This is a genomic window from Streptosporangium fragile (genome assembly GCF_039534445.1).
Classification (GTDB): domain Bacteria; phylum Actinomycetota; class Actinomycetes; order Streptosporangiales; family Streptosporangiaceae; genus Streptosporangium; species Streptosporangium fragile.
In genome coordinates this window covers 79,089-105,684 of sequence record NZ_BAAAVI010000028.1, presented here as the reverse complement: position 1 = coordinate 105,684, position 26,596 = coordinate 79,089, and the positions used below count along the sequence as shown (strand labels likewise).

At 68.5% G+C, this 26,596-nt stretch carries 27 protein-coding genes; 12 read left to right on the top strand and 15 right to left on the bottom strand.

The genetic code is table 11. The features are described 5' to 3' along the window. Positions 1-31: 31 nt before the first annotated feature. Positions 32-859: a trypsin-like serine peptidase gene (locus tag ABD841_RS20340; RefSeq protein ID WP_344973910.1), complete on the bottom strand. Its 828-nt coding sequence runs from the start codon at positions 857-859 to the stop codon at positions 32-34. A gap of 579 nt (positions 860-1,438) precedes the next feature. On the opposite strand from ABD841_RS20340, the gene ABD841_RS20335 reads away from it, so the two are divergent. The 4 genes from ABD841_RS20335 to ABD841_RS20320 all read left to right on the top strand — a co-directional run bounded on the left by ABD841_RS20335 (position 1,439) and on the right by ABD841_RS20320 (position 5,978). Further along, on the top strand, positions 1,439-1,774 hold the full coding sequence (locus ABD841_RS20335) for a hypothetical protein (protein ID WP_344973907.1): 336 nt from the start codon (positions 1,439-1,441) through the stop codon (positions 1,772-1,774). 272 nt (positions 1,775-2,046) lie between these two features. Continuing rightward, positions 2,047-2,811: a ferritin-like domain-containing protein gene (locus tag ABD841_RS20330; RefSeq protein ID WP_344973905.1), complete on the top strand. Its 765-nt coding sequence runs from the start codon at positions 2,047-2,049 to the stop codon at positions 2,809-2,811. 17 nt (positions 2,812-2,828) lie between these two features. After that, entirely contained in the window at positions 2,829-3,086 is a 258-nt protein-coding gene (locus tag ABD841_RS20325) for a leucine-rich repeat domain-containing protein (RefSeq protein WP_344973919.1), read from the top strand. A 366-nt stretch (positions 3,087-3,452) separates the two neighbouring features. Continuing rightward, a complete protein-coding gene (locus tag ABD841_RS20320) occupies positions 3,453-5,978 on the top strand; it encodes a GmrSD restriction endonuclease domain-containing protein (protein ID WP_344973902.1) in 2,526 nt (841 codons plus the stop codon). A 154-nt stretch (positions 5,979-6,132) separates the two neighbouring features. Here the strand turns inward: ABD841_RS20320 and ABD841_RS20315 are convergent, their stop codons facing one another. Then, positions 6,133-7,266: a leucine-rich repeat domain-containing protein gene (locus ABD841_RS20315; protein WP_344973899.1), complete on the bottom strand. Its 1,134-nt coding sequence runs from the start codon at positions 7,264-7,266 to the stop codon at positions 6,133-6,135. Between the two features lie 541 nt (positions 7,267-7,807). Between ABD841_RS20315 and ABD841_RS20310 the strand changes: the two genes are divergently transcribed. Further along, positions 7,808-9,652, top strand: a complete 1,845-nt coding sequence (locus tag ABD841_RS20310) for an alpha/beta hydrolase (RefSeq protein ID WP_344973896.1) — start codon at positions 7,808-7,810, stop codon at positions 9,650-9,652. A 111-nt stretch (positions 9,653-9,763) separates the two neighbouring features. Beyond that, on the top strand, positions 9,764-10,198 hold the full coding sequence (locus tag ABD841_RS20305) for a hypothetical protein (protein WP_344973893.1): 435 nt from the start codon (positions 9,764-9,766) through the stop codon (positions 10,196-10,198). 328 nt (positions 10,199-10,526) lie between these two features. On the opposite strand, the gene ABD841_RS20300 is transcribed toward ABD841_RS20305, so the two are convergent. Together ABD841_RS20300 and ABD841_RS20295 are read right to left on the bottom strand one after the other, a co-directional pair. Further along, entirely contained in the window at positions 10,527-10,934 is a 408-nt protein-coding gene (locus ABD841_RS20300) for an ATP-binding protein (protein WP_344973890.1), read from the bottom strand. After that, on the bottom strand, positions 10,931-11,209 hold the full coding sequence (locus ABD841_RS20295; protein WP_344973887.1) for a hypothetical protein: 279 nt from the start codon (positions 11,207-11,209) through the stop codon (positions 10,931-10,933). Before ABD841_RS20295 ends, ABD841_RS20300 begins: the two co-directional genes overlap by 4 nt. Before the next feature lie 231 nt (positions 11,210-11,440). Between ABD841_RS20295 and ABD841_RS20290 the strand changes: the two genes are divergently transcribed. Both ABD841_RS20290 and ABD841_RS20285 read left to right on the top strand, forming a co-directional pair. Next, positions 11,441-12,304 carry a helix-turn-helix domain-containing protein gene (locus ABD841_RS20290; RefSeq protein WP_344973884.1) on the top strand — a complete coding sequence of 288 codons (864 nt, stop codon included), beginning with the start codon at positions 11,441-11,443 and terminating at the stop codon, positions 12,302-12,304. A gap of 99 nt (positions 12,305-12,403) precedes the next feature. Continuing rightward, positions 12,404-12,637, top strand: coding sequence for a DUF397 domain-containing protein (locus tag ABD841_RS20285; protein ID WP_344973881.1), 234 nt, complete (start codon positions 12,404-12,406; stop codon positions 12,635-12,637). 175 nt (positions 12,638-12,812) lie between these two features. Here ABD841_RS20285 and ABD841_RS20280 read toward each other — a convergent pair whose 3' ends face one another. Then, positions 12,813-12,950, bottom strand: a complete 138-nt coding sequence (locus tag ABD841_RS20280; RefSeq protein WP_344973878.1) for a type I restriction enzyme endonuclease domain-containing protein — start codon at positions 12,948-12,950, stop codon at positions 12,813-12,815. On the opposite strand from ABD841_RS20280, the gene ABD841_RS20275 reads away from it, so the two are divergent. The 3 genes from ABD841_RS20275 to ABD841_RS20265 all read left to right on the top strand — a co-directional run bounded on the left by ABD841_RS20275 (position 12,941) and on the right by ABD841_RS20265 (position 14,461). After that, positions 12,941-13,135 (top strand): hypothetical protein, encoded by a 195-nt coding sequence (locus tag ABD841_RS20275; RefSeq protein WP_344973875.1) that lies wholly within the window; start codon positions 12,941-12,943, stop codon positions 13,133-13,135. The two genes, ABD841_RS20280 and ABD841_RS20275, sit on opposite strands and share 10 nt — an antisense overlap. A gap of 313 nt (positions 13,136-13,448) precedes the next feature. Next, positions 13,449-14,093, top strand: coding sequence for a type II toxin-antitoxin system antitoxin SocA domain-containing protein (locus ABD841_RS20270; RefSeq protein ID WP_344973872.1), 645 nt, complete (start codon positions 13,449-13,451; stop codon positions 14,091-14,093). Beyond that, a complete protein-coding gene (locus ABD841_RS20265) occupies positions 14,090-14,461 on the top strand; it encodes a type II toxin-antitoxin system PemK/MazF family toxin (protein ID WP_344973870.1) in 372 nt (123 codons plus the stop codon). The genes ABD841_RS20270 and ABD841_RS20265 overlap by 4 nt, the downstream gene beginning before the upstream one ends. 70 nt (positions 14,462-14,531) lie before the next feature. Here ABD841_RS20265 and ABD841_RS20260 read toward each other — a convergent pair whose 3' ends face one another. Next, positions 14,532-14,888 carry a nucleotide pyrophosphohydrolase gene (locus ABD841_RS20260; RefSeq protein WP_344973868.1) on the bottom strand — a complete coding sequence of 119 codons (357 nt, stop codon included), beginning with the start codon at positions 14,886-14,888 and terminating at the stop codon, positions 14,532-14,534. A gap of 277 nt (positions 14,889-15,165) precedes the next feature. On the opposite strand from ABD841_RS20260, the gene ABD841_RS20255 reads away from it, so the two are divergent. Then, positions 15,166-15,882 (top strand): hypothetical protein, encoded by a 717-nt coding sequence (locus ABD841_RS20255; protein ID WP_344973866.1) that lies wholly within the window; start codon positions 15,166-15,168, stop codon positions 15,880-15,882. Positions 15,883-16,062: 180 nt separating this feature from the next. Here ABD841_RS20255 and ABD841_RS20250 read toward each other — a convergent pair whose 3' ends face one another. From ABD841_RS20250 to ABD841_RS20210, 9 genes are all read right to left on the bottom strand, one after another. Next, positions 16,063-17,211, bottom strand: coding sequence for a pectinesterase family protein (locus ABD841_RS20250; RefSeq protein WP_344973864.1), 1,149 nt, complete (start codon positions 17,209-17,211; stop codon positions 16,063-16,065). Between the two features lie 157 nt (positions 17,212-17,368). Then, the gene (locus ABD841_RS20245; protein ID WP_344973862.1) at positions 17,369-18,274 is read right to left on the bottom strand and encodes a GNAT family N-acyltransferase; all 906 of its coding nucleotides are present in this window, start codon (positions 18,272-18,274) and stop codon (positions 17,369-17,371) included. Positions 18,275-18,530: 256 nt separating this feature from the next. After that, positions 18,531-19,307 (bottom strand): methyltransferase domain-containing protein, encoded by a 777-nt coding sequence (locus tag ABD841_RS20240; protein ID WP_344973860.1) that lies wholly within the window; start codon positions 19,305-19,307, stop codon positions 18,531-18,533. A gap of 646 nt (positions 19,308-19,953) precedes the next feature. Beyond that, positions 19,954-20,739 carry a hypothetical protein gene (locus ABD841_RS20235; RefSeq protein WP_344973858.1) on the bottom strand — a complete coding sequence of 262 codons (786 nt, stop codon included), beginning with the start codon at positions 20,737-20,739 and terminating at the stop codon, positions 19,954-19,956. Beyond that, the gene (locus ABD841_RS20230) at positions 20,736-22,322 is read right to left on the bottom strand and encodes a hypothetical protein (RefSeq protein WP_344973856.1); all 1,587 of its coding nucleotides are present in this window, start codon (positions 22,320-22,322) and stop codon (positions 20,736-20,738) included. Before ABD841_RS20230 ends, ABD841_RS20235 begins: the two co-directional genes overlap by 4 nt. Positions 22,323-22,799: 477 nt before the next feature. Continuing rightward, positions 22,800-23,714 carry a PCRF domain-containing protein gene (locus ABD841_RS20225; protein ID WP_344973854.1) on the bottom strand — a complete coding sequence of 305 codons (915 nt, stop codon included), beginning with the start codon at positions 23,712-23,714 and terminating at the stop codon, positions 22,800-22,802. Between the two features lie 288 nt (positions 23,715-24,002). Beyond that, positions 24,003-24,560, bottom strand: coding sequence for a DJ-1/PfpI family protein (locus ABD841_RS20220; protein WP_344973852.1), 558 nt, complete (start codon positions 24,558-24,560; stop codon positions 24,003-24,005). A 108-nt stretch (positions 24,561-24,668) separates the two neighbouring features. Then, on the bottom strand, positions 24,669-25,031 hold the full coding sequence (locus ABD841_RS20215; RefSeq protein WP_344973850.1) for a DUF488 domain-containing protein: 363 nt from the start codon (positions 25,029-25,031) through the stop codon (positions 24,669-24,671). Positions 25,032-25,252: 221 nt separating this feature from the next. Then, entirely contained in the window at positions 25,253-26,335 is a 1,083-nt protein-coding gene (locus ABD841_RS20210) for an ADP-ribosylglycohydrolase family protein (RefSeq protein ID WP_344973848.1), read from the bottom strand. Between the last annotated feature and the right edge of the window lie 261 nt (positions 26,336-26,596).

The window sequence follows — 26,596 nt, the reverse complement described above, 5'->3', positions numbered from 1 at the left end:
GAAACACCCTCCCGAAACAGGACGCGTCAGCCTAAACCCCTACCGGACGCCCTCTCAGAGCCGTCACCCTGACGAGGCGGCGGCGCTTCTCGGTACTCCACTCCGACATCGCCCGCTCGATCCAGTTCTTCGTCCTGTCATTGATCATGGCGATCAGTGTCTTGCCGTGGTCACTGGCGTCCTGGCAGCTCAGCACGCCGACCAACCGGTACTCCGCCCGCTTGAACGCGTCGGTGGAGGCGTGGAAAACCGGCGAGCCGCTGTGTCCGGGCTGGGAGGCACGGGTGATGCTGAACCAGTGGGCTCCGTAGTCGGCGTAGTCCACCGGAGCGTTGACCTGGGTGAGCAGGCCGGGGGTGCCGCCGTAGCCGGCCGTGCGCAGGACGCTGCCGTCGCCTTGGTAGGCGGGATCCTGGTTCAGGTATTCGTCAGCCTCCAGCACGAACGAGGGCACGTTCCTGAACACGAGCGGAGTGGCCAGGCAGACCAGGGCGAAGTCCCAGCTGAAGTCGTCCCTCTTGTCCCGGGTGGCAAGCTGGGCCTCGCAGACCTGCACCCACTCGGCGCGCACTCCCCCGTCCGGCGGGCCGGAGTCGGCCGGACGGGCGGTGTTGTGGGCGGGGAACACCTCGACGTATGCGATCCGATTCAGGCCGCCTTCGGAGAAGATGTGCGCGCAGGTCAGGACCGCGTCATTGTCCAGGAAGACACCTGTGCCGCTGGTACTCCACTCCTGGCCGTCGCGGGGGTCCCGGAAGTGCACCCAGATCCAGGCGATCCGGGGGTAGGGGCTGAACGGCGCCGTGACCTCGGCCGGTGCGACCGGCTGGTAGGCGGGGGGCGGTGCCGTCGGGTACATGTGGCCTCTCAGGGGGTGGGGGATCGTTGAGGGAGCATCGTCCTGGTCCCTTCTCGGAGACCGGAAGCCGAGTTTTCCGGCTTTGGTGCCGCCGACGAAGCCGCACCTTCCCGCCGCCCGGACTCATGGTTGACCTTTCATGCGAACCGTTCGCCGGGTGCCAGACCGGATGATGAGCCACAAAAGCATGCGTACGACCACTCACACCCGTGCACTGACGTCACATGGCGAGTGGTCCGTCTCACCCACGAATAGAACACGTCTGATCGCAGAAAGAAAGGTTACGGTGTGCTTGCCGCGGGAGCGAGCCGCTCGCGCCGAGCGTGTTCCTCCGGGGAACGGGATGCCGGTGAGGAGTGGATCCTCTATAGGGAGCTGTATCCGAGCGCGGGCATCTTGGAGCGGTCCTACCCTATGCGTGGAAGGTGTTGATGGGTGAATGGCGGATGTCGTGGCGACGTTCACCGATGCGGTGGAGGTGTCAAACGACACGTTCCTTGTCATCGACGAGGAGGTTCTCCTGGGTAACGCTCCGGTCGGAGCGGCGGATCCCTGGGGTGAGCGCGCCCCGGAGGGAGAATGGGCTACCCGTCCGGTAACGGCGCTCATGTCACCCTGGAAACCAGCGACCAGGTGGTGGACGTGCGGTTCGAACTCTGGGACGGGCCGCCGTCCTCCTCGGAGTCGTGGACCAAAGAATGGCAGGGGGAACTCCGGCTTGTCTCCGGCAAGGTCTGTCTGGCGGACTGGATAGAGCTTGACCCTCCCCGACTTGTCTTCGACCTGGGGCGACGCGAGGCGACATGGGGTATTCATGCCTATATGCGATGTCTGCGTGATCTGATAAGGAGTGAGCATCAGATCACCTCCTACGACCTGGCGATCTACCTCGTTCAGTTCTGGCCGAAGGGTTGATTTCCTTCCCGATTCCGCGCCGATCGGTACGGAACTTCGCGAACCCCGCTGAATCCGAGCAGGAGAAGCGCCGCAGCGCATGATGGTGCGCGGCCGTTGAGGCGCATACGGGGCGACCAGGCTGTGAGGTCGGCGTACCGACTGTCACCTCCTGCTCCTTGCCGTTGGTACGGAGACCGAAGAACGAACGAGGTCGGAAATGACGTGGAAACGTGCTGGACCTTCACACGAGCCCCGCTGTTTCTGCACACGCTGACCGTAGGTTGCCGGACATGAGGGGAAAGCGGGACTTCGGGGGATGGGTGCTGGACTTCGAGGCCGAGGCCGATCGGCGGCGGCTTCTCGGTGATCCCGACTGGGAACGGGGAGCGCGTCTGGACCGCTCGGTGCTGCGCAGCCTGCAGCGTTTCCAGGTCGGTGAGGACGGCGACGGCTCGAACCTGATCGTGAAGGCGGCCGAGTCGGGCGATGAGGCCTACGCGACGGCGGTGCGCCTGTTCGTCGCCGAGGAGCAGAACCACGCGCGACTGCTGAAGTCCTTGCTCGCCGCGGCGAACACGCGGACCATCGAGGCTCACTGGAGCGACACGGTCTTCGTACGGCTCCGCCGGATGCTGGGGCTCCGGCTGGAACTGATGGTGTTGATGATCGCTGAGGTGGTCGCGCTCCGGTACTACCGGGCGCTGCGCGACGGGAGTGGGGACCGGCTCACCTCGGAGGTGGCGGGCCGGATCCTCGCCGACGAACAGCGGCACGTGCCGTTCCACTGCGACCGGCTACGGGACGCGTTCCGGCCGCTGCCCCGGCCGGTGCGGGCGGTCGTCCGCACCGGCTGGTGGGTGCTGCTGCTGGGCGTCTGCATCGTCGTCGCCGGGGACCACGGCTCCGCCCTGCGCCGTCTCGGGGTGCCGGAAGCCACCTTCGTCCGCGACGTCGCCGGGTTGTTCTCGACGGTGACCGAGAAGGTCTTCGGGGCGGAGGGCAGGGGACGGCGGACGCCGGGACGCCCGTCCGGCGCCGTGGACGTCCGGTCGTAGCCGACGCCGTACCGGAGCTGTCCGAGCTGGACCTCACGGGTAACCGCACGCTGACCGCCCTTCCCGAGTCGATGCGGGCCCTCACCTCCCTGACCAGGCTCGATCTGCAGGGCAACCGGCTGGCCGAGCTGCCGGAGTGGCTGGGCGAGCTGACCGCGCTCACCGAGCTGCGCCTGGACGGCAACGACCCCAGGCCCCAGGTGCCGGCCTCGCTGCGCGCGCTCGCGCGCACCCGCCCGGAATGGCGCCGTTTCCTGGCCAGCCGCACCCGCTGAGCCTCCCCGGGTCAGGTGAAGAGCGAGAGCTGCTCATCGAGGTCCGATTCCTGCGCGAGGCAGGCGGCGGCCAGCTCGGAGTCCGGGTCAGAAGATTCGTCCACAGCGGGAAACGCCGTCACATTCAGCAATCCCGCGAGCTCATCACCATCCTCGAGTTGGCGGAGAGAAAACGCGCTCAGGAAGGAAGCCGCCCATCTTGTCTCTTCCGCACGATCACTTCATTCCGTGTTCTTGGCATAACCGAGAGGCATCTGAGAGATGATGCATCTCTGCGATCCCCGCTTCTGCGGAGCTGTTCTCGGAAGCGGTCTCACCGAACGAAGACCATGATCTTTTTGAGGGCGACGTACCGAGGGGGGCGGAGTGAAGGCCAACGAGACGACGCTGCGGGATCTCATCAGCGGTGAGCACCAGCTGCTCGTGCCGCTCTACCAGCGGCCCTACGCATGGGAACGGGAGCAGCTCGCGCGGCTGTGGAGCGATGTCGAGAGGCAGGTGGACGGGCTTCAGAAGGGCGAGGACGTCAGTCATTTCCTCGGCTCCGTCGTCCTGGCCCCCGCGCCCGGCAACGCTCCGGGCCGTTCCCGCTGGCTTGTCGTCGACGGGCAGCAGAGGCTGACCACCCTGTTGCTGGCGTTATGCGCCTTACGGGACCACCAGGCGGCGGAAGACCCGGTCCACCGCGAGCGGATCAATGACCTTCATTTGCTCAACAAATACAAGCCCGGTGACATGCGATACCGGCTGCTTCCCACCCAGGTGGACCGGGAGGCGTTCAAAGCGTGTGTGGAAGAGTTGCCGTACGGCGGTGCCGACAGCCGGATCGGGAGCGCCTACCAGTTCTTCCGGAGCAAGCTGGGCCTGGTGGACGATCCCGCCGACCCGCACGACATCACACGCTTCGAAGAGGTCGTGCTCGACAGGCTCACACTCGTGCAGATCGTGGTCGAGAAGGACGACAACGCCTTCAGGATCTTCGAGTCCATCAACAACACCGGAATGCGGTTGAGCCAGGTGGACCTGATCCGCAACTACGTGTTCATGCACCTGCCGACCCGGGATCAGCACGTCTACGACACGTACTGGCGTCCGATGCACGATCTGCTCGGTCCCAAAGCCCTGGACCAGCTGATGTATCTCACCCTGGTGCTGGAGTTCGGTGACGACGCCCAGTACAACGACACCTATCGCGGGCACCAGGACCTCCTCCGGGCCGCGACCAGTACCGATGAGGCAAAGGAGGAGAAGGTCACCCAGTACGTGAAGGACCTGGCACGGCGGGCCCGGTACCTCCACCGGATCCTGAACCCCCAGGGGGATGGAGAGATCGAGGAGCGGCTGCGATTCCTGATCGACTGGAAAGGCGCGACGACCTACCCCCTGGTCATGCGGCTGCTGGAACTGGCCGACGACGGCCAGGCCACCGATGACGACGTCGTCGAGGCGCTGCGGTACATCGAGAGCTTCCTGGTGCGGCGCCTGGTCTCCGGTGTCACCACCGGAAACCTCAACAGGATTTTCATGCGGCTCACCCGTGACCTTACCGGTGACGAGCCAGTCGCCGACGCCGTCCGCACTGCCCTGTCGTCGGCCCGCCTGTACTGGTCGTCCGACGAGCAGTTCCGCCGGGACATCCGCCAGCGGGCCTTCTACTGGCAGGGCCGTACGGCGCAGCAGAAGCTGGTGCTCCGTCGCCTGGAGGAGATCCACGGTGCCAGGGAACGGGTGGACATCTCCGATAAGAAGATCACTATCGAGCACATCCTCCCGCAGAGTCCTACCCCGGAGTGGCTGGAACAGCTCGCCGATGAGGGCGACGCCGAGCTGGCGCACAAGGAGCTCGTGCACACCCTCGGGAATCTCACGCTGAGCGGCTACAACTCCGAACTGGGCAACATGCCCTTCGCCAGAAAACGGGATTTCCTCGCGCGGAGCGGACTGGTGATGAACCAGGAGATCGCCAGGCAGGAGCGCTGGGGCAGGGCCGAGATCCTCGCCAGAGCCGACACGCTGGCCGATCGGGCGATTGAGATCTGGCCCGGCCCGGTCGAGACGGGTCCGGTCAGCCCGTCCCGAGACTGGACCCTCCTGCACGCGGCCCTTGCGACGCTTCCACCGGGAACGTGGACGACCTACGGCGACCTTGCCGAGCTGACCGGTTCCCACGCCCGGCCGGTGGCGGCGCACCTGGCCGGCAGGCATGTGCTCAACGGCCACCGGGTCCTCACCGCCTCGGGAACGGTCTCACCGGGGTTCTACTGGCCGGATGAGAACGACGACCGGGACGTGCACGACGTGCTCCGAGCCGAGGGCGTCAAGCTCGACGAGGCCGGCCGGGCCAACCCTACCCAGCGCGTCTCCGCTCGCGAGCTGGCCGAACTGCTCGACCTCCCCGGCGCAGAGGACCTGAGCGAATCGGATCTGAGCGAATCGGGCCTGAGCGTCGGTGATCTGGAGGGTCTCGACGAGTGGGAGGAGCGTTTCTTCCACCAACTCGGAGAGGCGAGCGGCCCGCAGGCCGCCGGTGCGGTCTCCCGCCTGCTGGACCACTGGAAGGCGTACGGGGGAGAGGTGCAGTTCGGCCGCTCCTCCGGCGCCTCCTGCGCCCCGATCATCCGGCGTGGCGGTGAGCAGCTGCACCCCTTCCGCTTCTACTCCGATTCGGTGGAGGTGCCGTTCGGCACGCTCAAGAGACGGGCGCCCTTCAAGGACCCGGCGCTCCGGGAGGAGCTACGGCAGTGGATTAACACGGCACCGGGCGTGGACATCCCGGCCGCCAAGTTGGAGCTGTATCCGTCGTTCAAGGCCACCCTGCTCGCCAACGAGGCCGTCTGGGATGTGATGATCGGCTGCCTCGACTGGTTCGTCGCCCGGGTCAGGGACGAGTAGAGCCCGGTGGGAACCGGCGGTGACGGCGAGCCGATGTTCCGCGCCTCCCGGATCGCATGGAACAGTTCCATCGGCTGCGGTGGCGTCCTCTTCGCCGCCCTTCGCTCGGTCGTCCCCCATGCCCCGGCACCTTCCCGGTGGTGAGCCCTTGACTTCAGACGTCCCTCAAGCCGGGGCAACCCAGGAGCAGAGTCCCCGGCTTGGTTTTGAAGATACGACCCAGTGCCTCAGGAATGGTGGTGACCTGGTTGCCATCCAGGTCGAGCGTGACGAGGTTGGTGAGGTTCCCCAGCGACTCGGGCAATACCCTGAGCCGGTTGCCGCTCAAGCTGAGCATGGTGAGGGCGGTGAGGTTCCCCAGTGACTCCGGCAGGGCCGTGAGCTCGTTGTGCCACGCGCTGAGGTCGGTGAGGGCGGTCAGATTCCCCAGCCACTCGGGCAGGGTGGTCAGCCGGTTGCTGCCCATACTGAGCATGGTGAGGGCGGTGAGGTTCCCCAGTGACTCCGGCAGGGCCGTGAGCTCGTTCTTCCACAGGCGGAGCGTGGTGAGGGCGGTCAGGTTCCCCAGTGAGTCGGGCAGGGTGGTCAACCGGTTCTCGCTCAGGTCGAGCGTGGTGAGGGAGGTCAGGTTCCCCAGCCATTCGGGTGCGACGTCCAACGCGTTGTCGCTCAGGTCGAGTTCGGTGAGGGAGGTGAGGTTCCCCAGCGACTCGGGCAGGAGAAGCGAGCTGCACAGGTCGCTTTTACTCAGGTCGAGCGTGGTCAGAGCGGTCAGGTTCCCCAGCGACTCGGGGAGGGTCAGGAAAGCGTTGGACAGGCGGAGCGTGGTGAGGGAGGTGAGGTTCCCCAGCGACTCGGGCACGACGGTGTACTGGAGGGCGTTTCCGCTCCAGGACAGGTCGAGTTCGGTGAGGGAGGCCAGACTCCCCAGCCGTTCGGGCGCATCTCCCAGATTCGTACCGCTCAGGTTGAGCTTGGTGAGGTCGGTGAGATTCTCCAACCACTCGGGCAGGGTGGTCAGCGCGTTCTCGCTCAGGTTGAGTTCGGTGAGGGAGGCCAGGTTTCCCAATGAGTCGGGTAGGGCGGTCAACCGGTTCTCGCTCAGGTTGAGCGTGGTGAGGGAGGTCAGATTCCCCAGCCAGTCAGGCACGCTGGTCAGCCGGTTGTAGCTCAGATCGAGCCTGGTGAGGGCAGTCAGGCTTTCCAGAGACCGAGGCAAGGCGGTCAGCGTGAGCCCGGACAGGTCGAGTGTGGTCGATCCGTCCCGCAAGCATCTGTCGATCCGCATGGCGGCGGCTCTTGACTGGTCCCTCTGGGAATCCGACAAGATCTTTCTCCTTGTGCTTGCCGCTGTGGCCGGTCGTGGTCTTGCCGTATTGCGTCGAGCGAAGGCTGATGACGAAGTTAGCGATCGGTACTGGAGACCGACTTGCAGATCAAAGGTCTCCACGAATCGAGTTGAGGCGCACCGGCACCTCGCGGCCTCGTAGCTCCCGCCGGGGTCACGTGAGCGGGTCCCGGAAGCCGGGGTCCAGGTCGTCGCCGACCGTGCTCCCGGCCTGTGAGGTGCGGTGCGTCACCGCCGGCCTCGTACAGCTTTTCCACGGGGTACAGCTTTTCCAATGGAATCTCGTCGTCTCATCACGGCGGGCCGTCCGTAATGCGAGGCGGCGGTAGGTGTCTGGGATACGACGGTTGCCTATCCGGACTGGTCCCGGCCACGAGGATCCCGGAAGAGGTGGTATCCGGAATGACGCTGTCTTTGCCACACATTTTTTATTGATAAGCAGACCATTGATCGTTTGGTGCCCTTTTGGTGAAATAGCCGGGTGACGACCCCGGGTACGGACTCCACGGCGGCACCGTTACTCGCCGCGTACCGCAAGGTTGCCGAACTCGCCGGCACCCACGCCCCGGCGCTGGACACGGCCGCCCGGACGATGGCCACGAGCGCCTGGGTAGGCGGCGGGGCGCCCCGGTTCGGCGACGAGCTGATGGAACGACGCAAGCGGATGCAGACGGCGTTCGAGCAGGCGCTCACCGAGATCGCCGACCTGATCGCCAGGCGGGGCGAGAGCCCGCCCCGGCCGCCCCGCCTGACCTCGTCGATCGCGGTCGCCACCGCGACCCGCGGCGCGTTCGCCGGCATGGACGTCGAGGCGATGGAGCGGCTGGTGGCCGAACTGGACCGCGCCGGTCATTCGCTGCCGGAGGCGGGATCGCAGCTGAACGCCGAGTGCGCGACGGTGTGCGTGGCCGCGACGGCGGGCCGTACGGTCGGGGAGGCGGGCACGTGGGCCGCCGCCCAGGCCGGGGACCTGCGCAAGCGCATGGAGCTCATCAAGCAGTCGGGCCCCGACCCCTTCGCGGGCGGGGCGGGCGGCACGGGCGCGACCGGTGGCGTGGGCGCGGATCTGGCCGCCGCCGGGCTGGTGGGGTACGGGCTGTTCGGCGGCTTCGCTCCGGACGGCAACGGGGCCGGAGCGCTGCTGGCCCAGGCGCAGGCGGGCGACACCAAGGCGCTGGGCAAGGTGCTGGCGTTGCAGCGGGAGGGTAAGGACGCCGGTCTGGCCGCGCGGGTCAGCGCCTGGTGGCGGATGCTGGACCCGGCCGCCCGCCAGGGACTGATCGACAAGGCGCCGGGCGCGGTCGGCTCCCTCAACGGCCTGCCCTCCGCCACCCGCGACTCGGCGAACCGGGCCTTCCTGACCCTTGAGGAGAAGCGGCTGCGGGACGCGAAGGCCGACCTGATCAAGAAGCGAGACGACTATCTCCGGTTGCCCGGTCTTTTCGGGAGGCCCGGAGGCGTTCCCGGGATGGATGCCGAGCTTGCGAAATACTCCACCATGCTCGCCCGCGTCGAGGCGGTGAAGGCGGCTCTCGCCGAGGGGGGCCGGAACGGCCGGCCCCCGGCGTTGCTGCTGGCCTTCGACGCGACCGGGCAGGGCCGGGCCGTGGTCTCGTACGGCGACCCGGACACGGCTCACCACGTCACGGCCTATGTGCCCGGCTTCACCACCAAGATCGAGGGAGACGGTGTCGACTTTGAACGTGCCCGGTTCACCTGGGACCGGGCTGCTGGGTTGGATCCCGGCAAGCGGACCGCGTCCATCGCCTGGCTCGGCTACGACGCCCCCCAGGTCAACCAGATCCCCGTCCCCGGCCGTTCGGTGGCCTTCGACGGGGCCGCCGAGAACGGCGCGAAGGAGCTGGTCTCCTTCGTCGACGGGCTGCGCGCCTCCCACCAGCCCGATGCCCCGGCCAACCTGACCATGGTGGGGCACAGCTACGGCTCGCTGACCACGGCCAAGGCCGCCGTGCAACGCCCGTTCGGCAAGCTCGCCGACGACCTGGTGTTCGTCGGCAGTCCCGGTCTCGGCGTCGAGCACGCTCGCGATCTGGGTGTGGACCCGTCGCATGTGTGGGTCGGCGCGGCTCCCGACGACCAGGTCGCCAACCTCGGGCGTTTCGGAGAGGATCCCTACGCGCCGGGCTTCGGGGCCAAGCATTTCCAGGCCAAATCTGGAGGCCACTCTAGCTACTGGGATGAGAGATCGGAATCTTTGCGTAACATCGGGCGCATTGTCGCTGGTAAATCTGAACAGGTGAAGCCGCCTCCGGAACCGGATCTGGCTCTTCTACACCACCTGCAACAGCCGGTGCCTTCGGAGTGACCGGTCGGTTTTCGAGGGAGCACGATGACACGACGGGTTCGGATGTTGGCGATAGTCGCCGCGCTACTGGTATTCGGTGGGATCGGCGGCTGTACGGGGGAGGACGCCCAGATGAGCGATGGTTCTTCACTGACCGAGGCCCAGGCGACCGCCCGTGTCGAGGAGCTGGTCCGCCAGGTGGTTGCCGGGATCACCCCTGAGCCGCGGCTGGATCTTCTCCCCACGAGCTTGGCCGAGCATCCGTGTATTCCAAATGAAGGGAGCGCTCCAACGGGAAAGATCTACGTCGTCCGATCCTATTACCTGAAGGGCCTGCCCAAGGATCGTCTTTCGGAGGCGGGGCAGAAAATCCGGGACAACTGGGAACGGGCCGGCCACAAGATCACGATGACCCACATGTTCGAGTCCGGACAGCCTCAGCTCTCCGGGGAGACGAGTGACGGCTTTGGCCTTTCCCTTGATACCGCCACCACCATGGAACTTCTCCTGAGTGTGGTTTCGCCGTGTATGCGTCCCACCACCCCCTCGCCTTCGGCCGCTCCATAACTGGCGTCCAGCCAAGGAGCGCGGGCGTGCCCGAGATGCCACCGGATCGCTTATCGGACGAACCCCTTGGCCGGGAGCGCATCGGTGCGGGCCGGGAGATCGGGTGGCCCATCGAACAGGGGAAGGCCGTCGTCTGCCACGGGGCGATGGGAAGCGGAAACGGAGGCCCGACCTGGTGGGCGGGCACCAGGGGGCGATGTGCCGTCCGTTCTTCGTCACCGCGGTGGTCTCGCCGGGTGCGGCTGCACCGGGTGGCCCAGACCCTCCTCGAGACTTCGGAAGGGGAGCTTCGCGCCGTCTCGGCGAAAGGCTCATCTACTGCCGGTGGTCACTGACCGGCCAGCTGGAACCAGACCACGCGCCCGGACAGGGTTTCGTACCAGCCCCAGGCCGTGGCCAGCTCGTGGACCAGCCACAGGCCGCGTCCGCCGCCGCTGTCGAGGTCCACGTCGAGGCGGGGGCGGGGTCGGCGTTCGGTGGAGCCGCCGTCGATGACGTCGATGTGGAGCGTGCCATGAAGGGTGGCGACGGCTACGGTGACCCGCCCGCCGGGGGTGCGGCCGGAGTCGGAGTGGCGTACGGCGTTGGTGAAGAGTTCACTGACGAGCAGCAGGGCGTCGTCGGTGCGCGGGTGGTCGAGGCCCTTGAGCAGGTCGCGGACGTAGCGCCGGGCTCTGGGGACGGCGGCGACCTCGGCGGGCAGGTCGACCTGCCCCAGTAGTCTCAGTGCCCTCACCGCGCCGCCTCCAGGATCCGCTCCGCGACCTCCCGCAGCCGGGTGCGGCTCTGCCGGCCGTGCTCCGGCTGCATGCGGTTCCGGGGCCAGGTGAACACCGAGGTGCGGTCTCGCTGCGTCGTCGTGGCCCTGGGCCGGCCCGGCGGCAGGAAGATCTCCACGCTCGGCCGCTCGCCGGGCGGGAACCGGACCACGGAGTCAAACCCGAGATCGCTCAACTCCCAGGCCAACTCCACCAACCGCCCGTCCCACCCTTGAAGATCGTGAACCCTCATCCCTCACCTGCTCTCTTCTTGAGCTCCTTGTTGCACTCCTCGACCGTGCTGAGGCGTGACTCCGTGTGCCTCGGCAGTCACTGAATTCGCAACACCACCAGATGGTTCACCGCGTACTCTGAGTTAGCAAGTGATTCTGCAAAGTTACCGTTTGATTCTTCTCTTGGATTCCGCGGTACCGATCGGTGTTTGACGGCACACTGTCCGTAGTCATCTCGGGAGGGGGTTGTCGTGGCTGGAGGGCGTGGTCCCACCGTTCGACGTCGGCGACTGGCCGGTGAACTGCGCAGGTTACGGGAGCGCAAAGCGCTGACGATCGAGGAAGCTGCCGAGCGTGTGGGCTGGTCCACCGCGAAGGTCTCGCGGATCGAGACGGCCCGAGTCGGGATCACATCCCCGGATCTCACCCGTCTACTCGACCTGTACGAACTTGACGCGGGCAAGCGGACCGTCCTGCATGCGCTGGCGAGAACGGCGCGTACGAAGGGATGGTGGGACGCCTACACCGACTCTCTGCCCAGCGACTATGCGACTTACATTCAGCTTGAGGCGGAGGCCGCGTTCATCCGCAGCTTCGACGGCATGCTCGTCCATGGTCTGCTCCAGACTGAGGACTACGCCCGGGAGGTCATTCGTTCGGCTCTCATGGCTCTGTCTCCACCTGCAGAGGTCGATCGACGTGTCGAAGTTCGTATGACTCGCCAGAACCTCCTGCTGCGCGAGGAGAACCCTCTTCGGTTCTGGACGGTGATTGATGAGGCTGTCCTCGCTCGACGGGTCGGCTCAGCAGAGACCATGCGCGGCCAGTACGCCAAGCTTGCTGAATTCGCTGGCCGAGACAACATCACGATCCAGGTGTTGCCGTTCAGCGCAGGAGTTCACCCAGCCACCGCTGGGACGTTCGCCATCATGGAGTTTCGTGAGCCTTACGACCCTGACGTGGTGTACGTCGAGAGCATGACGAGTAGTCTGTATGTAGAAAAAGATGCTGAAATGTACTGGTATACGCTCGCGTTTGACCACCTTCGGGCGGTGGCACTCGGCCCCGACGAGTCGAGAGCGTTGATCTCAGAGATGGCCGAGAAGTCCTCCTGAGAAATAGCTTCTACTTGATCGGAAAGGCTGGGGTCCAAAGTGGACGTGTCTCGCATCGTGTGGCTTAAGAGCAGTCTTAGCGGTAACGGTTCTAATTGCGTGGAAGTTGGTATCTGGCGGAAGAGCTCCCTCAGCGGCAGCGGCCAGAACTGCGTCGAGGTCAGACTCGCCGACACCGCCTCCACTGCGGCCGAACCCACCACCGACGCCGACCGCCTCTTCCTGGTCCGCGACTCCAAGGACCCCGACGGCCCGGTCCTGTCCTTCACCCCGTCCGAGTGGGACGCGTTCATCACCGGCATCAAGGGCGGCGCCTTCGCTGATCTGGCCTGAGCGTCCGGGCGATCGCGACTCCACCTCCCCGGCGCCCGGTGCCCGGTGCCCGGTGAAGGGGAAGCCTGAAGCGATTGCGAGGATGTGTGGATCGGGTGTCCGGATGCCCCGAGCCACCCGAACGAGCGCGGTGGCTCGGGGGCATCCGGAGCCGAGCAGGCGTGGGCGCCCCTCGCTACGCCTTCGGAGGCCATTCGTTGGCGAAGGTCTCCATCTGCTTGATCACGAGGTCCACGGCCGCGCGTTCCTCCTCCGGCGGGTGGTCGAACCTCGCCGGCAGGCGGCGGACGCGGGTGCGCAGCCTTGCGCGCACGTGGCGTCGGAATCGGCTCGGTGATCGCCACGGCCGCCGCTGGGCCGCCCGCTGCCCTGGCCCTTCTCACCGAGGCGGACGGGCAGTGCCTGGTGACGCTGTGCGGCATCGACCCGGCCCCGGCCGGTCGTCTGCGCATCATCGATCCAGCCGCCCCGCCGAAGTACTGGCCGGATCTGACGTAGTGCTTCCGCGCGGCCGGGGCGTTGGCGCTGCTGTCGGTACACGGGGAAGTGGGCGAGCTCGCCGGTCGGCCTGAGCCCTACGCCGACAGCGCGATGTCGTACGAGTTCCGCGACCACCCGAACAGCGAGCCTGCCGCCCGAAAGCCGGGCTGTGCGGGATGTCGTAACCGGCTGACATCGAAATAGCCCGGTGTGATGATGTGCTCACACGGCGTCGTTACCCTTCCTTGGGTGGCGAGCCGCCGACGACCCGGAGATGGAAACGACCGAGAGGAGTACCGTGGCATCGGCCCAGATCCGGGGAGGAGCGGTGATGAGCAGGCCCCTTCAATCGCCCAACCCCCTGGCAGGTGCCGTCCTCGCGGTGCTGAAGGCGGCTCGCGAGCCGGCTGTCGAGATCACCACGGCGAAGCTGGCGAAGCTTCTCTATCTCGCGGATCTGGAGGCCGTCGAATCGGGGCGTACGCAGTTCAGTGGAGCCACCTGGCGGTGGGACGACCATGGTCCCTATGACCACGCGCTCATGCGTGCCGAAGACTGGGTGGTGGAGAGCGAGCTGGTGGAGCGCCACGACGACCGGAACACGGAGCACGGCTCGTACGTGCTCACCGTGACCGTCGACATCGACGATCCGCTGGATGCGGCCGATATGGACTGCGTGCGGAATGTGGTCCGCCTGCACGGGGGCAAGAGCGCGACCGTTCTCGCGGAACTCTCCCACGAGACCGCTCCTGTGATCGAGGCACGGGCGGGCGGCGAGCCGGGAGGACTACTCGATCTCAACCGCGCGCGACGCCGTAGGCAGGTGGAAGCGCTTCTTGAGCGGTTCCGGTCGCGACGCAGGACGTGGCCTCCGCAGCAGGACGATCCGGGCGTCGGCGATGCGCTCAGGACGGAGTTCCTGAAGACGAGGGACGCTCTCCGGCGGGCCAACGCGAAGATACTCGGTGATCAATGAAGGGGGCCGTCCACAAGGGTGGCGTCCATCTCGTGTCCGACCGGTCGCTCACGATGCCCCCCGACGACCAGCGCAACTACCACCCGCAGCGGCCGGTGATCGTCCTCAGTGGCGATGCCAAGAACCAGCAGGCTTCCTGGCCCCTGGTGTACGTCGTTCCGACGTCGACGGCGACCACGCTCAAGACCGAATACTGCGTCAAGCTCGCCCAGGGAGTCGGCAATCTCCCGAGTAAGTGCTGGGTGCGGACGGTCTGTGCGCAGCCTTTCCTCAAGGAGGAACTCGGTGACTATCTGGGGCAGCTGCCGGCCCAGGTGCTTTTCATGATCGAGGAGAACCTGTTCGCCTACATGGGCCTGGCCGACTGAGGGACTCCGGCCGCGGGGCAGGTGCAGCGCTCCGAGAGACAGGCACCATCGCCTGATTCGCCGGGCGAATTCAGGCGAGCGGCGGGGCCTTCCTGGCCGACCCGCGGTAGCTTTCCACGGTGTAGCGTCGCTCGCTCTCGTCGAGTTTCGCGTGGGCCGCCTCGGCGAGGTCGACGCCCAGGGTGTCGGCGAGCCGGGTCAGGTAGATCATGACGTCGGCGATCTCGGATCGGAGGCGCGCGGCGGCCTGCGGGTCGTCCATGATCGTGGCGGACTCCTCGGGGGTCAGCCACTGGAGCTCCGCGAGCAGTTCGCCGACCTCTCCGGCCAGGGCCATCGCGAGGTTCTTCGGGGTGTGGAACTGCTCCCAGTCCCTGACCTCCGCGAACCGCCGCAGCCTGCCCGCCAGTTCCCCGAGCTCCGTCATGGAAGAACGCTACAGGGCCGGGGCACCGGGCGGCCCGGGGGGGCGAAGGCCGCGGTCGACAAGGCGCACCGGGGCTTGCTCCTCCCCGTGGAGGACAGCTGCGACGGTGTGCCGCATCGCCGCCGGGCGGCCTGTGACAGGGTGCCTCCGCCGGGGCGGGCGCATCGTCCGGGGCCGGATCCCGAAGGCGGGGGAGGCGGGTCCTGGGAGGCCGGGCCCGGGGGCGACGCCGACAAATGTAAGTGCGGTCGTCCGGATAGGTGAGGATAATCCCGGCATGACGCAAGCATGGCTGCTGGAAGCGGCGCGGAACAATGCCGAGTGGTGTGATGCGATGTGCCGCGCGCACGGCCTGCCCGGTACGTTCAGCGGCCCCGTCTGGTCCAACCCCCGCAGGACGCCGCCCTACTATCCGGACGCCGTCACTCTCGCCCCCGCGGCGACCGCTGACGACGTGCTCGATCCCATCGACCGCGCCTCGGCGGGAGCCTCGGTGAAGGACAGCTTCGCCTGCCTGGACCTGTCGGGTGCGGGGTTCGGCATACTGTTCGACGCGGAGTGGATCATACGGTTCCCGGGGGCGGGCCGGCCTGCGGGCGAACCGCGGGCCGCCACGGGTGATCCGATCACGTGGGGGGTGGTCGAGGACGCCTCCGGCCTGCGGACCTGGGAGGCGGGTCTCCACGGGGGGACGGGCGACGGCCTCTTCCCCCCGGCGCTGCTTGCCGACCCGTCGGTCGCCGTGCTGGCCGGCCGGATCGGCGGAGACATCGTCTGCGGCGCGGTGCTCAGCACGAGCGGCCGGGTGGTCGGCCTGTCCAATGTCTTCGCCTCGGGCTGCGACCTGGATGCGGTGTGGGACGGGGCGGTGGCGACCGCCGCCCGCCTCTTCCCGGACCGGCCCGTGGTCGGCTATGAGAGCGGCGAGGATCTGGATCACGCGCGGTCGCGCGGTTTCCAGCCGATCGGCCGGCTACGGGTCTGGATCGCCTGACGTCCGCCCCGGCGGCCCCGCCGGAAGGCGCCGCAACGCGTCGGGTTCGCCGGAGCGGTGCCGGGTGGCGGACCGATCCGGGGTTTCACGGCGCTCGGGGGCGGGAGAGAGGACAGGGCGAGGGTTGGGAGAGGGGAGCGGGCTGGGCGATTGCGGCGTGGTGAACGCGAAGCCGCTGTCTCAGATGCGCGGACGCCGACCGGCTATCGCGGGCCTCCAGTCGCCGAGGTGGGATTCGACGGTCCGCTCGGACGCCTGCTCGGGGGTGAGCTGGGGTCTGTTCTCGGGGACGGGGATCGCGGCTCCGGGGCCGAAATTGCGGTACTCCCCGAACCTGGCCTCCTGCCAGGGGTAGCCGGAGCTCATGTTCACGTACGGGGTGTCGGTGTCGATCCCGGGGCCGATCCAGGTCTCGCGCACGGTCAGCATCGGGACGGCGGTCGGGTCGCTGCTGGGACGCCAGGGGCGGGCGAGGGCGTAGGCGCCGTCGGGAGACTCGCCGGTGATGCGGCACCTGGTCGCCAGGTAACCGTGCGGGTTCGCACCGGCGGTGCTGGGGGCGAAGACGTAGCCGTAGGGGGTGAACGACACGTCGCGGATCAGGGTGTGCAGCTCGCACCGGTCGAGGACCGCGGTGGCGCGGCCGAAGACGAAGTCGACGTCGCCTTCGACGTAGCAGTTCCGGTAGTACTGCCGGGCGAAGGAGGCCAGGGAGAGGCTGTCGGCGTACAGCGTGTCCTGGTGGCCGAGGAAGCGGCAGGCCAGGAAGGAGGAGCGGTCGCCCATGACCTTCACGGCGACGGCCTGCGTCGCGGTGATCTCCGGGTGGTCGGCGCGCAGCCAGTCGTTGGCGAAGGTCACGTGGAACGCCGTGAACCCGTCGGCCTGGAGCGTGGTGGTGGCGCTGCCGCTCGTGCCGTACGTGCCGCCGCCGGGCTTGGGCGTCCCGGCGGCGTTGTCGAAGACGATGACGACGTCGCGGGCGTCGCCGGTGGCGCCGGCGAAGGTCAGGCCGGTCTTGGCCTGGGGCACCAGGACCGTCTCGCGGTAGGTCCCGGCCGCGATCACCAGGGTCCAGCCCTGCCCGGGGGCGTCCGGCGTCGCGTTGACGGCCGCCTGGACGGTGGTGTGGTCGCCCCGGCCCTGGGCGTCGACGTACAGCGTGCGCTCGTTCAGCCTGCGGAGTGGCGATCCGTACCGCCCGAACGGGTGCCGCCCGGCGGTCCCGGCCGCCGCTTCGGTGGCCGGGACGAGCGCGAAGCCGAGGGCCGTGGCCGCGGCTCCGGCCAGCACCTGACGCCGGCCTAACAACGGACTCTGGGGCGACATGGTCACACTCCAATTTCACATATGTGAATGCTTCTACATACGAGAACACCTGAAAGTTAGGGAAACCCGGCGGCGGTGTCAATGACGGATCGGACGGCAGCGCGAAATCAGCGTCATCGCGGTTGCCGTCCATGTGATTTCCGTATTTACGGCCGGTTCATTCCTGGAATACGGACGTGTTGTCAGTGAGCGCCTTGCTCACACCTCCGCCTTGGGAGCCGGAGGCCCCGGCGGGGGCGTCCTCGCCCTGAGGGCTGAAGGTCCCGGCGGGAGCGTCCTCGCCCTGAGGGCGGCCGGGGAGGCGAACCCGGGCGAGCGCGTCGGTCACGATCGGCGTGATCTGCGCGGTGAGCACGGGATGGTGCCGGAGCAGTTCCTCCGGCCGGCAGGCCAGCAGTCTGACCAGGTCACCCACCCCGGGCAGGACGTGCTCCTCCGGCGAAGCCTCGCGGAAACCGAAACGACGCAGGGTCGCGTCCTGCCCGGCGGCGGTGATGGCCCCTACCCAGATCATTTTCCTGCGCAGATGCCGTGCCAGGACATTGCCTGTCACGACGAGCAGTTTCCCGATGCTCCGGCCGCGATGCCGAGGATCGACGATCCATCGCGCGCCTTCGAGGACGTCGGACCGGCGGAGTCCTTCAGATCTCAGAAGCCGCATCGCGACCGCCTCGTCCATCGCCATCACCCGGCTGGGACTCAGGAGTTCGACCGGAGCCAGCCTTGCCGACGCGATGAGTTTTCCCGTCGACCGGAGCCGGCCCAGGATGTGGTACGCGTGGCAGTCGTGTTCGTCGGCGTCGCTGAATTCTCCGTTCTCAAGGCGGAACTGGGGAAGGCGGCCGTTGTCGTATATCATCTCGCCGCGGAACGCTCTGACCTCTCGTTGCCACGGCTCGTTGCCGAACGACTCGGGAGGATCGGATATCGGATAGACCTCGATTTTTATGCTTTCCAGCGGCGAACTCTCTCTCATGCGAGAGCCGCCTTGCTCGTCGGATATATCACTCGCCGGGTGATCGTGATTCCATGCGTCATGGTCGTCGCCTGCGCTTCGCAACATTCTTCTCTCCTGCGGTCGGTCGTCGGCCGTCGAAACCGTCGGGGCGGTCTCCCGCGCCCGGATGTCGTGAGCGGTCCTGGAGCCGACGGGTCGATTCATCGGTGTGCGCCGTTTCCGGGTGCGCGGCGCCTGCCTCGTCCGCTCGTGGCCGCTCCGCGTCGGGGGCGCCGGCTCGTGGCCGACGGGGCCATCCCCGGCCCGCGCCCGGAGGCCGTGCGGTCCGGAGCGAACCCCGGGGGGCGGGGCGCCGGTGGGGCTACGGTTTTCTCGCGAAAGCCATGTAGATCGGCAGGGCCATCATGAACTCTCCCCGCGCGTCGGCCTCCTCCAGTGAGTCGAACCACGCGGTCCGATCGGCTTCCGGGACGGAATTCGACACTCGCCTGTCGAGGACGGGGATGACGGCCGCCGCCTCCGCCAGGCTTGTCAGCACGGGATGGACCGTTCGTACCACGGGGTCGACCAACCCCGCTCGCACGAGCCGGCGGCGCAGCGTGCGGCCGACGGCCGGCTGAGGAAGCTTCGCCCGGAAAGCGTCCAGGACGCGCGCCGTCATGGCCTCGTCCGTTCCGTCGACCACGAACGCTTCCCAGTCCACGTCGACGACGCATGCGCGTCCTCCGGGGGAGAGCATGCGCGCCATGTTCTGGACGGCGGAGTCCGGATCGGGGACATGTTGCATGACCCGCTCGCACCACACCACGTCGAACGCCTGCGGGTATTCGACGGAGCAGATGTCTTCGACACGATAGGTCACCGTTGCGGCTTCCGGATCGGTGACATGAATCTTCTGGGCCGCGGCTGTCATCGCGGGATTCACGTCGACGGCGATCACCGACCCGTCCGGTCCCACCAGGCCGGCGAACCGCCTCGCCATGTCGCCGAGTCCGCACCCGGCGTCCAACGCGCGCTCGCCCGGGGCGACGGACAGCAGTTCCAGAGCCGAAGCCCGCAGCGCGCTTATCTCCTGGTGCATGGAAACTCTTTCGAGGTATCCCGCTATCGCGGAATCCGTCTCGAAGACCTCGTCCACGGGTGCCCTCCTTTCATTGCCCCTGATTTTTCCGGATCGCGCGGAAGTGGCTGCGTCCGGCACTCGCGTGAATGCCGGAGGCGCGGCGTGTTCCTGCCGGACGAGGGTGGAGCGTTTCACCTGCCGTGGCAACGGAAATGATGGCAGGGGACTCGACGTCGACATTCTCTTCCGGTATGTTCCGCTCAGGGGCGCAGAGTCGATAAATTCGACTGCGAAGGTATATGTCTACCTTTGTAGATCGCTTAAGGATTGCTTGTGCGGCCACTTGAGCTTCGTTAGTGCGGTGACCGGAAACCTTCACCGGGGCGGCGGCGCGGTGCCGCTGTGCCACGGCTGTGCCACCGCTGTGCCGCCGCCGTGGGGACGGACCGCTGCCGAGCCGCGACCGGCCGGAGGACACCGGAGATCCACCCCTGGCCACGTCCTGGCCACGCCTTGACCATGTCGCCTCGGACCCCGTCGATCAGCGGTCGTTCGACCGCGTCGCCGGACGGCTTCCCCCGGCGGTGAGGGCGTCCCCGATGGTGAGGGTGTCCCCGGTGGGAAGGCGTCACCGCCGGGGACGCGATGGACGCCAGGGCGGCGTGGTCACCGGCCCTGGGCAAAGAGGGGTACCGGCCCGGAGGAGAAGGGGAGCGCCCGCTTACTTGCCAGGCGATCCCGGGTTTCCGGACGCGGGGGAGCAGCCGTAGGTCATGAAGTAGATCTCCATGGAGATCGACCCGCTCGGCGCGGCGAGGTCGTGGAAGTTCCGGGTCACGGCCGTCCCGAAAATGCGCGGGTACGCCTCGCGTATGACCGTGTTGACCCGGGTGGCCAGGCGAACACCGTTCCCGGTGCCGCCGTCGGCGCCGAAGGTCAGGACCATGCCGGCGTGCCGTCCCGCCAGCCGGTCCCGGTGCTTGCGCAGCTCCTGCCGGATCTGCGCGGCCAGTACGGCGTCACCGGCACCGGGAGTGACCCGGAAGGAGAGCGTGATCGGCTTCGCCCGGACGCCTGCGACGCGGCCGATGCAGGGGGACGCGGATGGTGAAGGAGCAGACCGGGTGGGGCCGGGACTCTTTTTCGGGGCGGGGCTCTCTTCCACCAGGGGGGTTTCCTCCGCCGCGGGGCTCCCCGCGAGGTCTTCTTCCGAAGCGGGGTTCTCTTCCGCCGGGAGCCGGCCGGAGTCGGACGGGGGCTCGGTGGCCCCCGTCAGGGGCCGACTGGAGTCAGACGGGGACGGGGAGGCGCCCGGCAGAGGATGGGCCGCGTCAGAGGGGGACGGGGAGGCACCCGGCAGAGGATGGGCGCCGTCCGCCAGGGACCGGACGGGTGAGGGAGGCGGTGCCTGCGCTCCCAGCATGACGATCGTGAGCCCGAGCAGCAGGTCGGCGAAGAGCCAGCCGGCCAGCAGGGTCAGGGTGGAGGTCCTCCGGCGGGTGGTCACCGCGGGGTCCTCTGGTGGCGGTCCGGGCCGTCACCGGTTTCGTCGCCGGAATCCCTGCCGGCACCCCGGCCGGAACCGCCGCCGGGCCCTTCGCCGGGGACGGCGGTTCCGAGGGCATCGGCCGCGCGGTCCACCGCGAGCTGCAACCGGGTGATCGCCCGCCTCAGATCGGCGACCTCGCCGCCGGTGAGTTCCTTCACCTTCACCGGCAGGCCGGACAGAACGTCCGCGAGGACGACGGGGAGCCGGTCGAGCGCCTCCCGGGTCTCCTCCAGGAGGGAGGCCGTTCTGCCCGAGACGTCGGAGGCGAGTTCGATCCGGGAGACGTAGGCCCCGGTGGTGACCGACCAGCCTTCGAGGGCGTCCCGGATCTCCGTACCGGTGTTCCCGAAGGTCCGGTGGAACTCCTTGGCCGCGCCGGTGAGGGTGTCGGTGACCCGGGCGCCGAGAAGGTCGACGGCTTTCTCCGTCGACGTGCCGACCGAGTCGATCGAGACGGTCGCGCGGTCGACGGCGTGGCTGATGCCCTCCGTCGCGTCGACCAGCTTGCCGATCCCGATGTTCAGGCCGGAGACGGTGCCCTGGACCGACCTCACGGATCGGACGAGCTCGTCGTTGAACGCGCGCCGCATGTCGAGGGTGGTCTGGGAGATGGTCGTCGAGAGCTGGTTCCCCACGCTGGTGACGGCCTGACCGGTTGCGGATCCGGCGGTGTCGATCACGGTCGTGGCCCGCGCCACCGCCGCGGTGAGGTCGTCACAGGTGTTGTTGATGGCCGCCAGATGCCCGCCCAGGAGTTCGACGGCGTCGCGCACGTCGATCGCGCTGCCGGTCAGCGCGTCCGTGGCCTTCCGGGTGGCCTCCAGGGTCAGGGTGAGCACCTCGACCAGTTCGGCGTGCACCTTGCGCGCGGTGGTGCCGACGAAGGCGATGTCCGCCGCCGTCCTGGTGAGTTCAGCCCCGAACCGTGCCGGGGTAGAGAGCCGGACCTGGCCGAGCACGAGACTCGCCTGGGTCAATGCCCCGCGGAGCCGGACGCGGAGGGTTGAGAGCGCCCGCTCCGAGGCGTCCTCGCGGGTGTTCCGCGCGATGTTCTCGAACACGGTCCAGAGGATGAGGCAGAAGATGGCCGCGAGGGTGCAGAGCGCGATGTTGTCGAACTTGAAGAACCCGGGCAGCCTGCCGTCGAAGCCCTGCTGCCACATCTCCAGGAAGGGCCGCCGAGCGGCGTCCAGCCCGCCGGCGTCGAGGACCTCGCCGTAGGCGCCGGTGGCCATCATCAGCCCGAGCCAGGTGATGAAGATCGGTACGAAGACGAGGGCGGGACCGATGGCGGCGCTGAACCCGCGGCGCCGTCCGGTTTTCCTCGATGGAACCGTGGTCTCCGCCGGTTCACCGTCCACGAGGATGGTGTCGTCGGGGGAGAAGGCGGCGAACAGGTCGACTTCACACCAGCGTTCGGCCCCCTCCGGGTCGGTGATCGCGTCTGCGAGGTCATGCAGCTGGTCTCGGCGGGCCGCCAGATGGGGGTGATCGGCAAGCTCGCGAAGCTCGCCGACAAGCTCCTCGTCCGTCACGGACAATCAACAACCTCTCCCTGATAGTGCTGAGCGTCATTCGGCGATCCGGATGGACCGATTCATGCCTTCGAGACGCGTGATCATTTCGACATACGGCGCACATGTCAACGGACGAGGTAGAGGGCGGTGGGCCCGCCGATCCGGCGGCACGGCGGGCTGTGGCGCAGGTCACCTCGGAGGTGGCGGCTTCCCGTACTCGGGTGGCGGGTCACGTCGGAGGGCATGACCAGGTGAGGACGCGAAGCGCGCGGTGCGGTCACGGATCGCGGCGGAGGCCACCTCCGGGACTGCCGGATCGCTCCGGATCCCGGCGGCCGGTACGGGCTCGGGTCGCCGTGCGGGCTCAGATCACCCGTGCGGGCTCGGGTCGCCGTGCGGGCTCAGATCACCCGTGCGGGCTCGGGTCGCCTGCGCGGGTCCGGATCGCGGGTGTGGACCCGGGGCATCCGATCGGGCTCGGGTCCCCCGTTCGGGTCCGGGTCACCCGGCCTGGTCCGGACCGGTGCCGGTCGCCAGATCCCGTGCCACGCTCCCGGGCTCGCCGGCCGAGATGGCCGAAACGGCCGCCCGGTATTCCTCCGAGGTCCCGCCCGTCATCATCGCCTCGACGTCGGGCGGCGACCAGCTCCGCCAGATGTTGCGGCTGATCGGCTCGGCGGGCGGCCGGACGAACCGGTGGGCGGGCTCGTCCGGGCCGATGCGGTCGGTGAGCAACCAGGCCCGCATCAGCCGCCGCGCGTCGGCGTGGACGACGGAGACATTCGCCTCCTTGCTGTAGTCGTTCCCGCGCACCCACCGTCCGGAGGGGATGTGGGTGATCCTGACCGCCGCGGTCGGACCACCAGAGCACGAGGGGCCCTGCCGGTGGTAGACGTCTTCCCGCCAGTCCTCCGGCGGGCCGGGCAGTTCCGCGGGGCCGTGGTCGTCGGGCCAGACCCGTATCTCGAAGCGGACGGCCTCCCCCTCGGGCACGCCGTGGGCGCCGAGGAACTCGTGGACACCGCTCAGCCGCTTGAACACCGACCAGGGCCCCGGGCCGCTCTCACCCGCCCGCACCGCCAGGACCGTCAGGGCCGAATCCGCGTTGAGCGGCACGGTCTTCCAGCCGAACCGGTCGGCGTGGTGGCGGCAGAGCCTCATGATGTCCCAGGGATCCGGCCAGACGGGCGGCTCGCCGCTCGCGTTCCGCAGGGCCTCGACCCGGATCATGACGTCGTACGGGTCGTAGGGGTCCCAGCCGCCCGGCGAGCCGTCGACGACGACCGCCTCCATGGCCTCCAACTGCCTGCGCAGCCTGTGGCCCAGCCGGTAGTCCCGCAGGACGGCACGGGTGTACAGCCGCTCCTCGATCTCTGCGTACTCGGCCATGAGGGCTTCGTATCCGGCGTTGTCCATGCCCGTGATCTCCTGACACCGCTTCGGGGTGAGAACCGATGACGAGTCTCACGGCAGGTGCCGGGAAACAACTTGGAGATCACTGGAACGGAGGTTCGGGGCAGGGTGCCGCACGCTCTTCGAACGCGCGGCCGTTCTCGTCGACGATCCGGTGTTCGAGCCCGCAGCCGGTGCCCGCCTCACCGGAGGCGGTGGCCAGGGCCCGCAGGCGGGCCTTTGCCTCGGCGGCCGTCGCTTCGACGGTGCCGAGCGGCGGGCCCTGGCTCCCCGCCGGTCGCGACCCGGCTCTCAGCCGGTCGCGGTACGGAGGACCTTCATGAACTCGCGCATCCACGCCGGGTGGTCGGGCCAGGCCCGCCCGGTCACGAGGTTCCCGTCCACGTGGGCCTCGCTGTCGACCCAGGTCGCGCCCGCCTGCTCGACGTCCGGGGCGCAGGCCGGGTAGGCGCTGCTCTCCCGTCCCTTCAGCACCCCCGCCGCGGCCAGCACGAGCGGCCCGTGGCACAGCGCCGCGATCGGCTTGCCGCTCTCCGCGAAGTGCCTGACGATCTCCTGGCAGTGGCGGTCGTTGCGGATGTACTCGGGCGCCCTCCCGCCGGGCACGACCAGCGCCGCGTACTGCCCCGGGTCCACCTCCGAGAACGCGACGTCGGCCGCCCAGGTGTGTCCGGGCTTCTCGGTGTAGGTGTCGAAGCCCTCGACGAAGTCGTGGACCACGAACTGGAGCTTCTTGGCGCTCGGCGCGGCGATGTCGACCTCGTACCCCTCCTCCAGCAGCCGCTGGTAGGGGTACATCACCTCCAGGTCCTCCGCCGCGTCACCGGTGATGATCAGCACTTTCGCCATGGGTAACACCTCCGTGGTCCGTGTCCCCCGATCCTTGCCATGCCGGCGGGCGGGGTCAACGACGGAGGCCCCACGGGCCGGTAAAACGGACGTCGGCGGGGAGCCGTGTCAGGCGGACGCCGCGAGGCGGTCCCGCAGGTAGTCCTTCAGGACCACGGCGTTGTTGTGCTCGGTGTCCTTCGCCGCGTAGAGAAGGGTGATCGGTCCCCGGCGTGCGGCGTCCAGCAGCGGGCGCGCGGCGTCCGGGTTTCCGTCCAGTTCCCGCCGGTAGCGGGTGCGGAACTCCGCGAAACGCTCCGGGCGATGGCCGAACCAGCGCCGGAGGTCCGCCGAGGGTGCGACGTCGCGTACCCACCCGTCGAGTTCGAGGTCGTCCTTGCGGACGCCTCGCGGCCACATCCCGTCGACGAGGAACACCGCCCCCTTGGCGGGTTCCGCGTCGTACACCCGACTGATGATGATTTCCCCCATTTCTCATGCCTACCCGGGCCGGGCGTCCGGAAGCGGCACCTGCCCCCGGGCGCTCGGTCCCGGGCGTTCGGTCCGGGGCCGCGCGGGGTGACCGCGGGGGTCGGTCCGGGGCGCGCGGTCCGGGGTCGCGAGGGTGGGCTGCGCGGGGTGACCGCGGGGGTACCACGGGGGCCGACTGCGGGGGGCGACGGTGCAGGCCGGCCGCGGGGTGACCGTGCGGGTCAGTCTCGGGGGTATTTCTCCAGCCACGCGCCGGTGACCTCGTGGTCCTCGACCGGCTGGGTCGCGAAGTCGTCGGCGAGTTCCCTGATGGCCTCGCGGCCCTCCAGATGTCTCAGCCACTCGCGCGGCAGCGCCGCCTCCCCGTGCAGTGCCCCCAGGAGGTTGCCGCAGACGGCGCCGGTGGAGTCGCTGTCGCCGGAGTGGTTGACGGCGAGCAGCAGGGCCGCCCGGAACCCGTCCGGTTCCGGGTGCGTGAGGGCGCAGTAGACCGCGATGGCGAGGGCCTCCTCGGCGACCCAGGCGCCGCCGAGGGACTCGACCTTCTCCGGGGACGGGGCGCCCTCCGCCGCGAGGGACACGGCGGCCTCCACGGCTCGCGCGGTCTCCTCGTGCGAGGGGTAGGTCGCCAGCAGGTCCGCCGATCTCCGTACGGCCTTCGTGAGCGGGTCGCCTTCCACCAGGAAGTGGACGAGGGCGGCGAGGGCACCGGCGGCGAGGGCGCCGGTGGGGTGGCCGTGGGTGAGCTGGGCGCACGCGGCGGCCAGGTCGAAGGCGTGGCGGGGGTCCGGCGCGCGCAGGCCGAAGGGAGCCGAGCGCATGACCGTTCCGCAGCCCTTGGAGTCGGGGTTGACCGGGCCGGGGAGACCGGGCGGGGCGGGGGCGGGGGCCTGGCGGCGGCGCAGGCCGGACAGGCAGGCGTTGCCGGGGGCCCGCCTGGAGTAGAGCCATTTCTGCTCGCGGAGCCGGCCGGTGCGGAAGCCGCCGTTCGCTATGAGGGGGGAGGCGTGCTGCTGGGTGTCCAGCCAGCGCAGGTAGGCGTGGTGGACGGCGGCCACGTCACCGCCGCGGAGCAGGCCCTCCACGGTGAACAGGGTCATCTGCGTGTCGTCGGTGATCAGACCGACCGTGCCGCGCCAGTCGGGGGCGAGATCGGTCAGCCCTTCGGGGCCGTACTGCCTGCGTATCTGGCCGATCGACTCGAACTCGACCGGGGCGCCCAGCGCGTCGCCGAGCGCGCCGCCCAGCAGGCAGCCTCGCACGCGGTCGCGGTAGTCAGGCAGACCGTCGGGGGAGGGCGTCAAGATCTCTCCGTTCGCGCCGCATGCCGTTTCATGGTGACCTTTGTACCCCCTGAGGTGCCACGAGCCCAGTGTCAGCCGGCATTCGGTGCTTTCCCGGTATCAGCCCGCGAAACGGGCTTGACTTGACCTAAACCTACCTGAAATATAGGGAATGTGCCGCATGCTCCCCTGACCCTCCGGCGGGTCGTCGACTACATGCGCCTGGACGGCAGCCTCTGTCCGTGAGGGCGTCTCGTCGCGACCGCGCCGAGTCATCGTTCC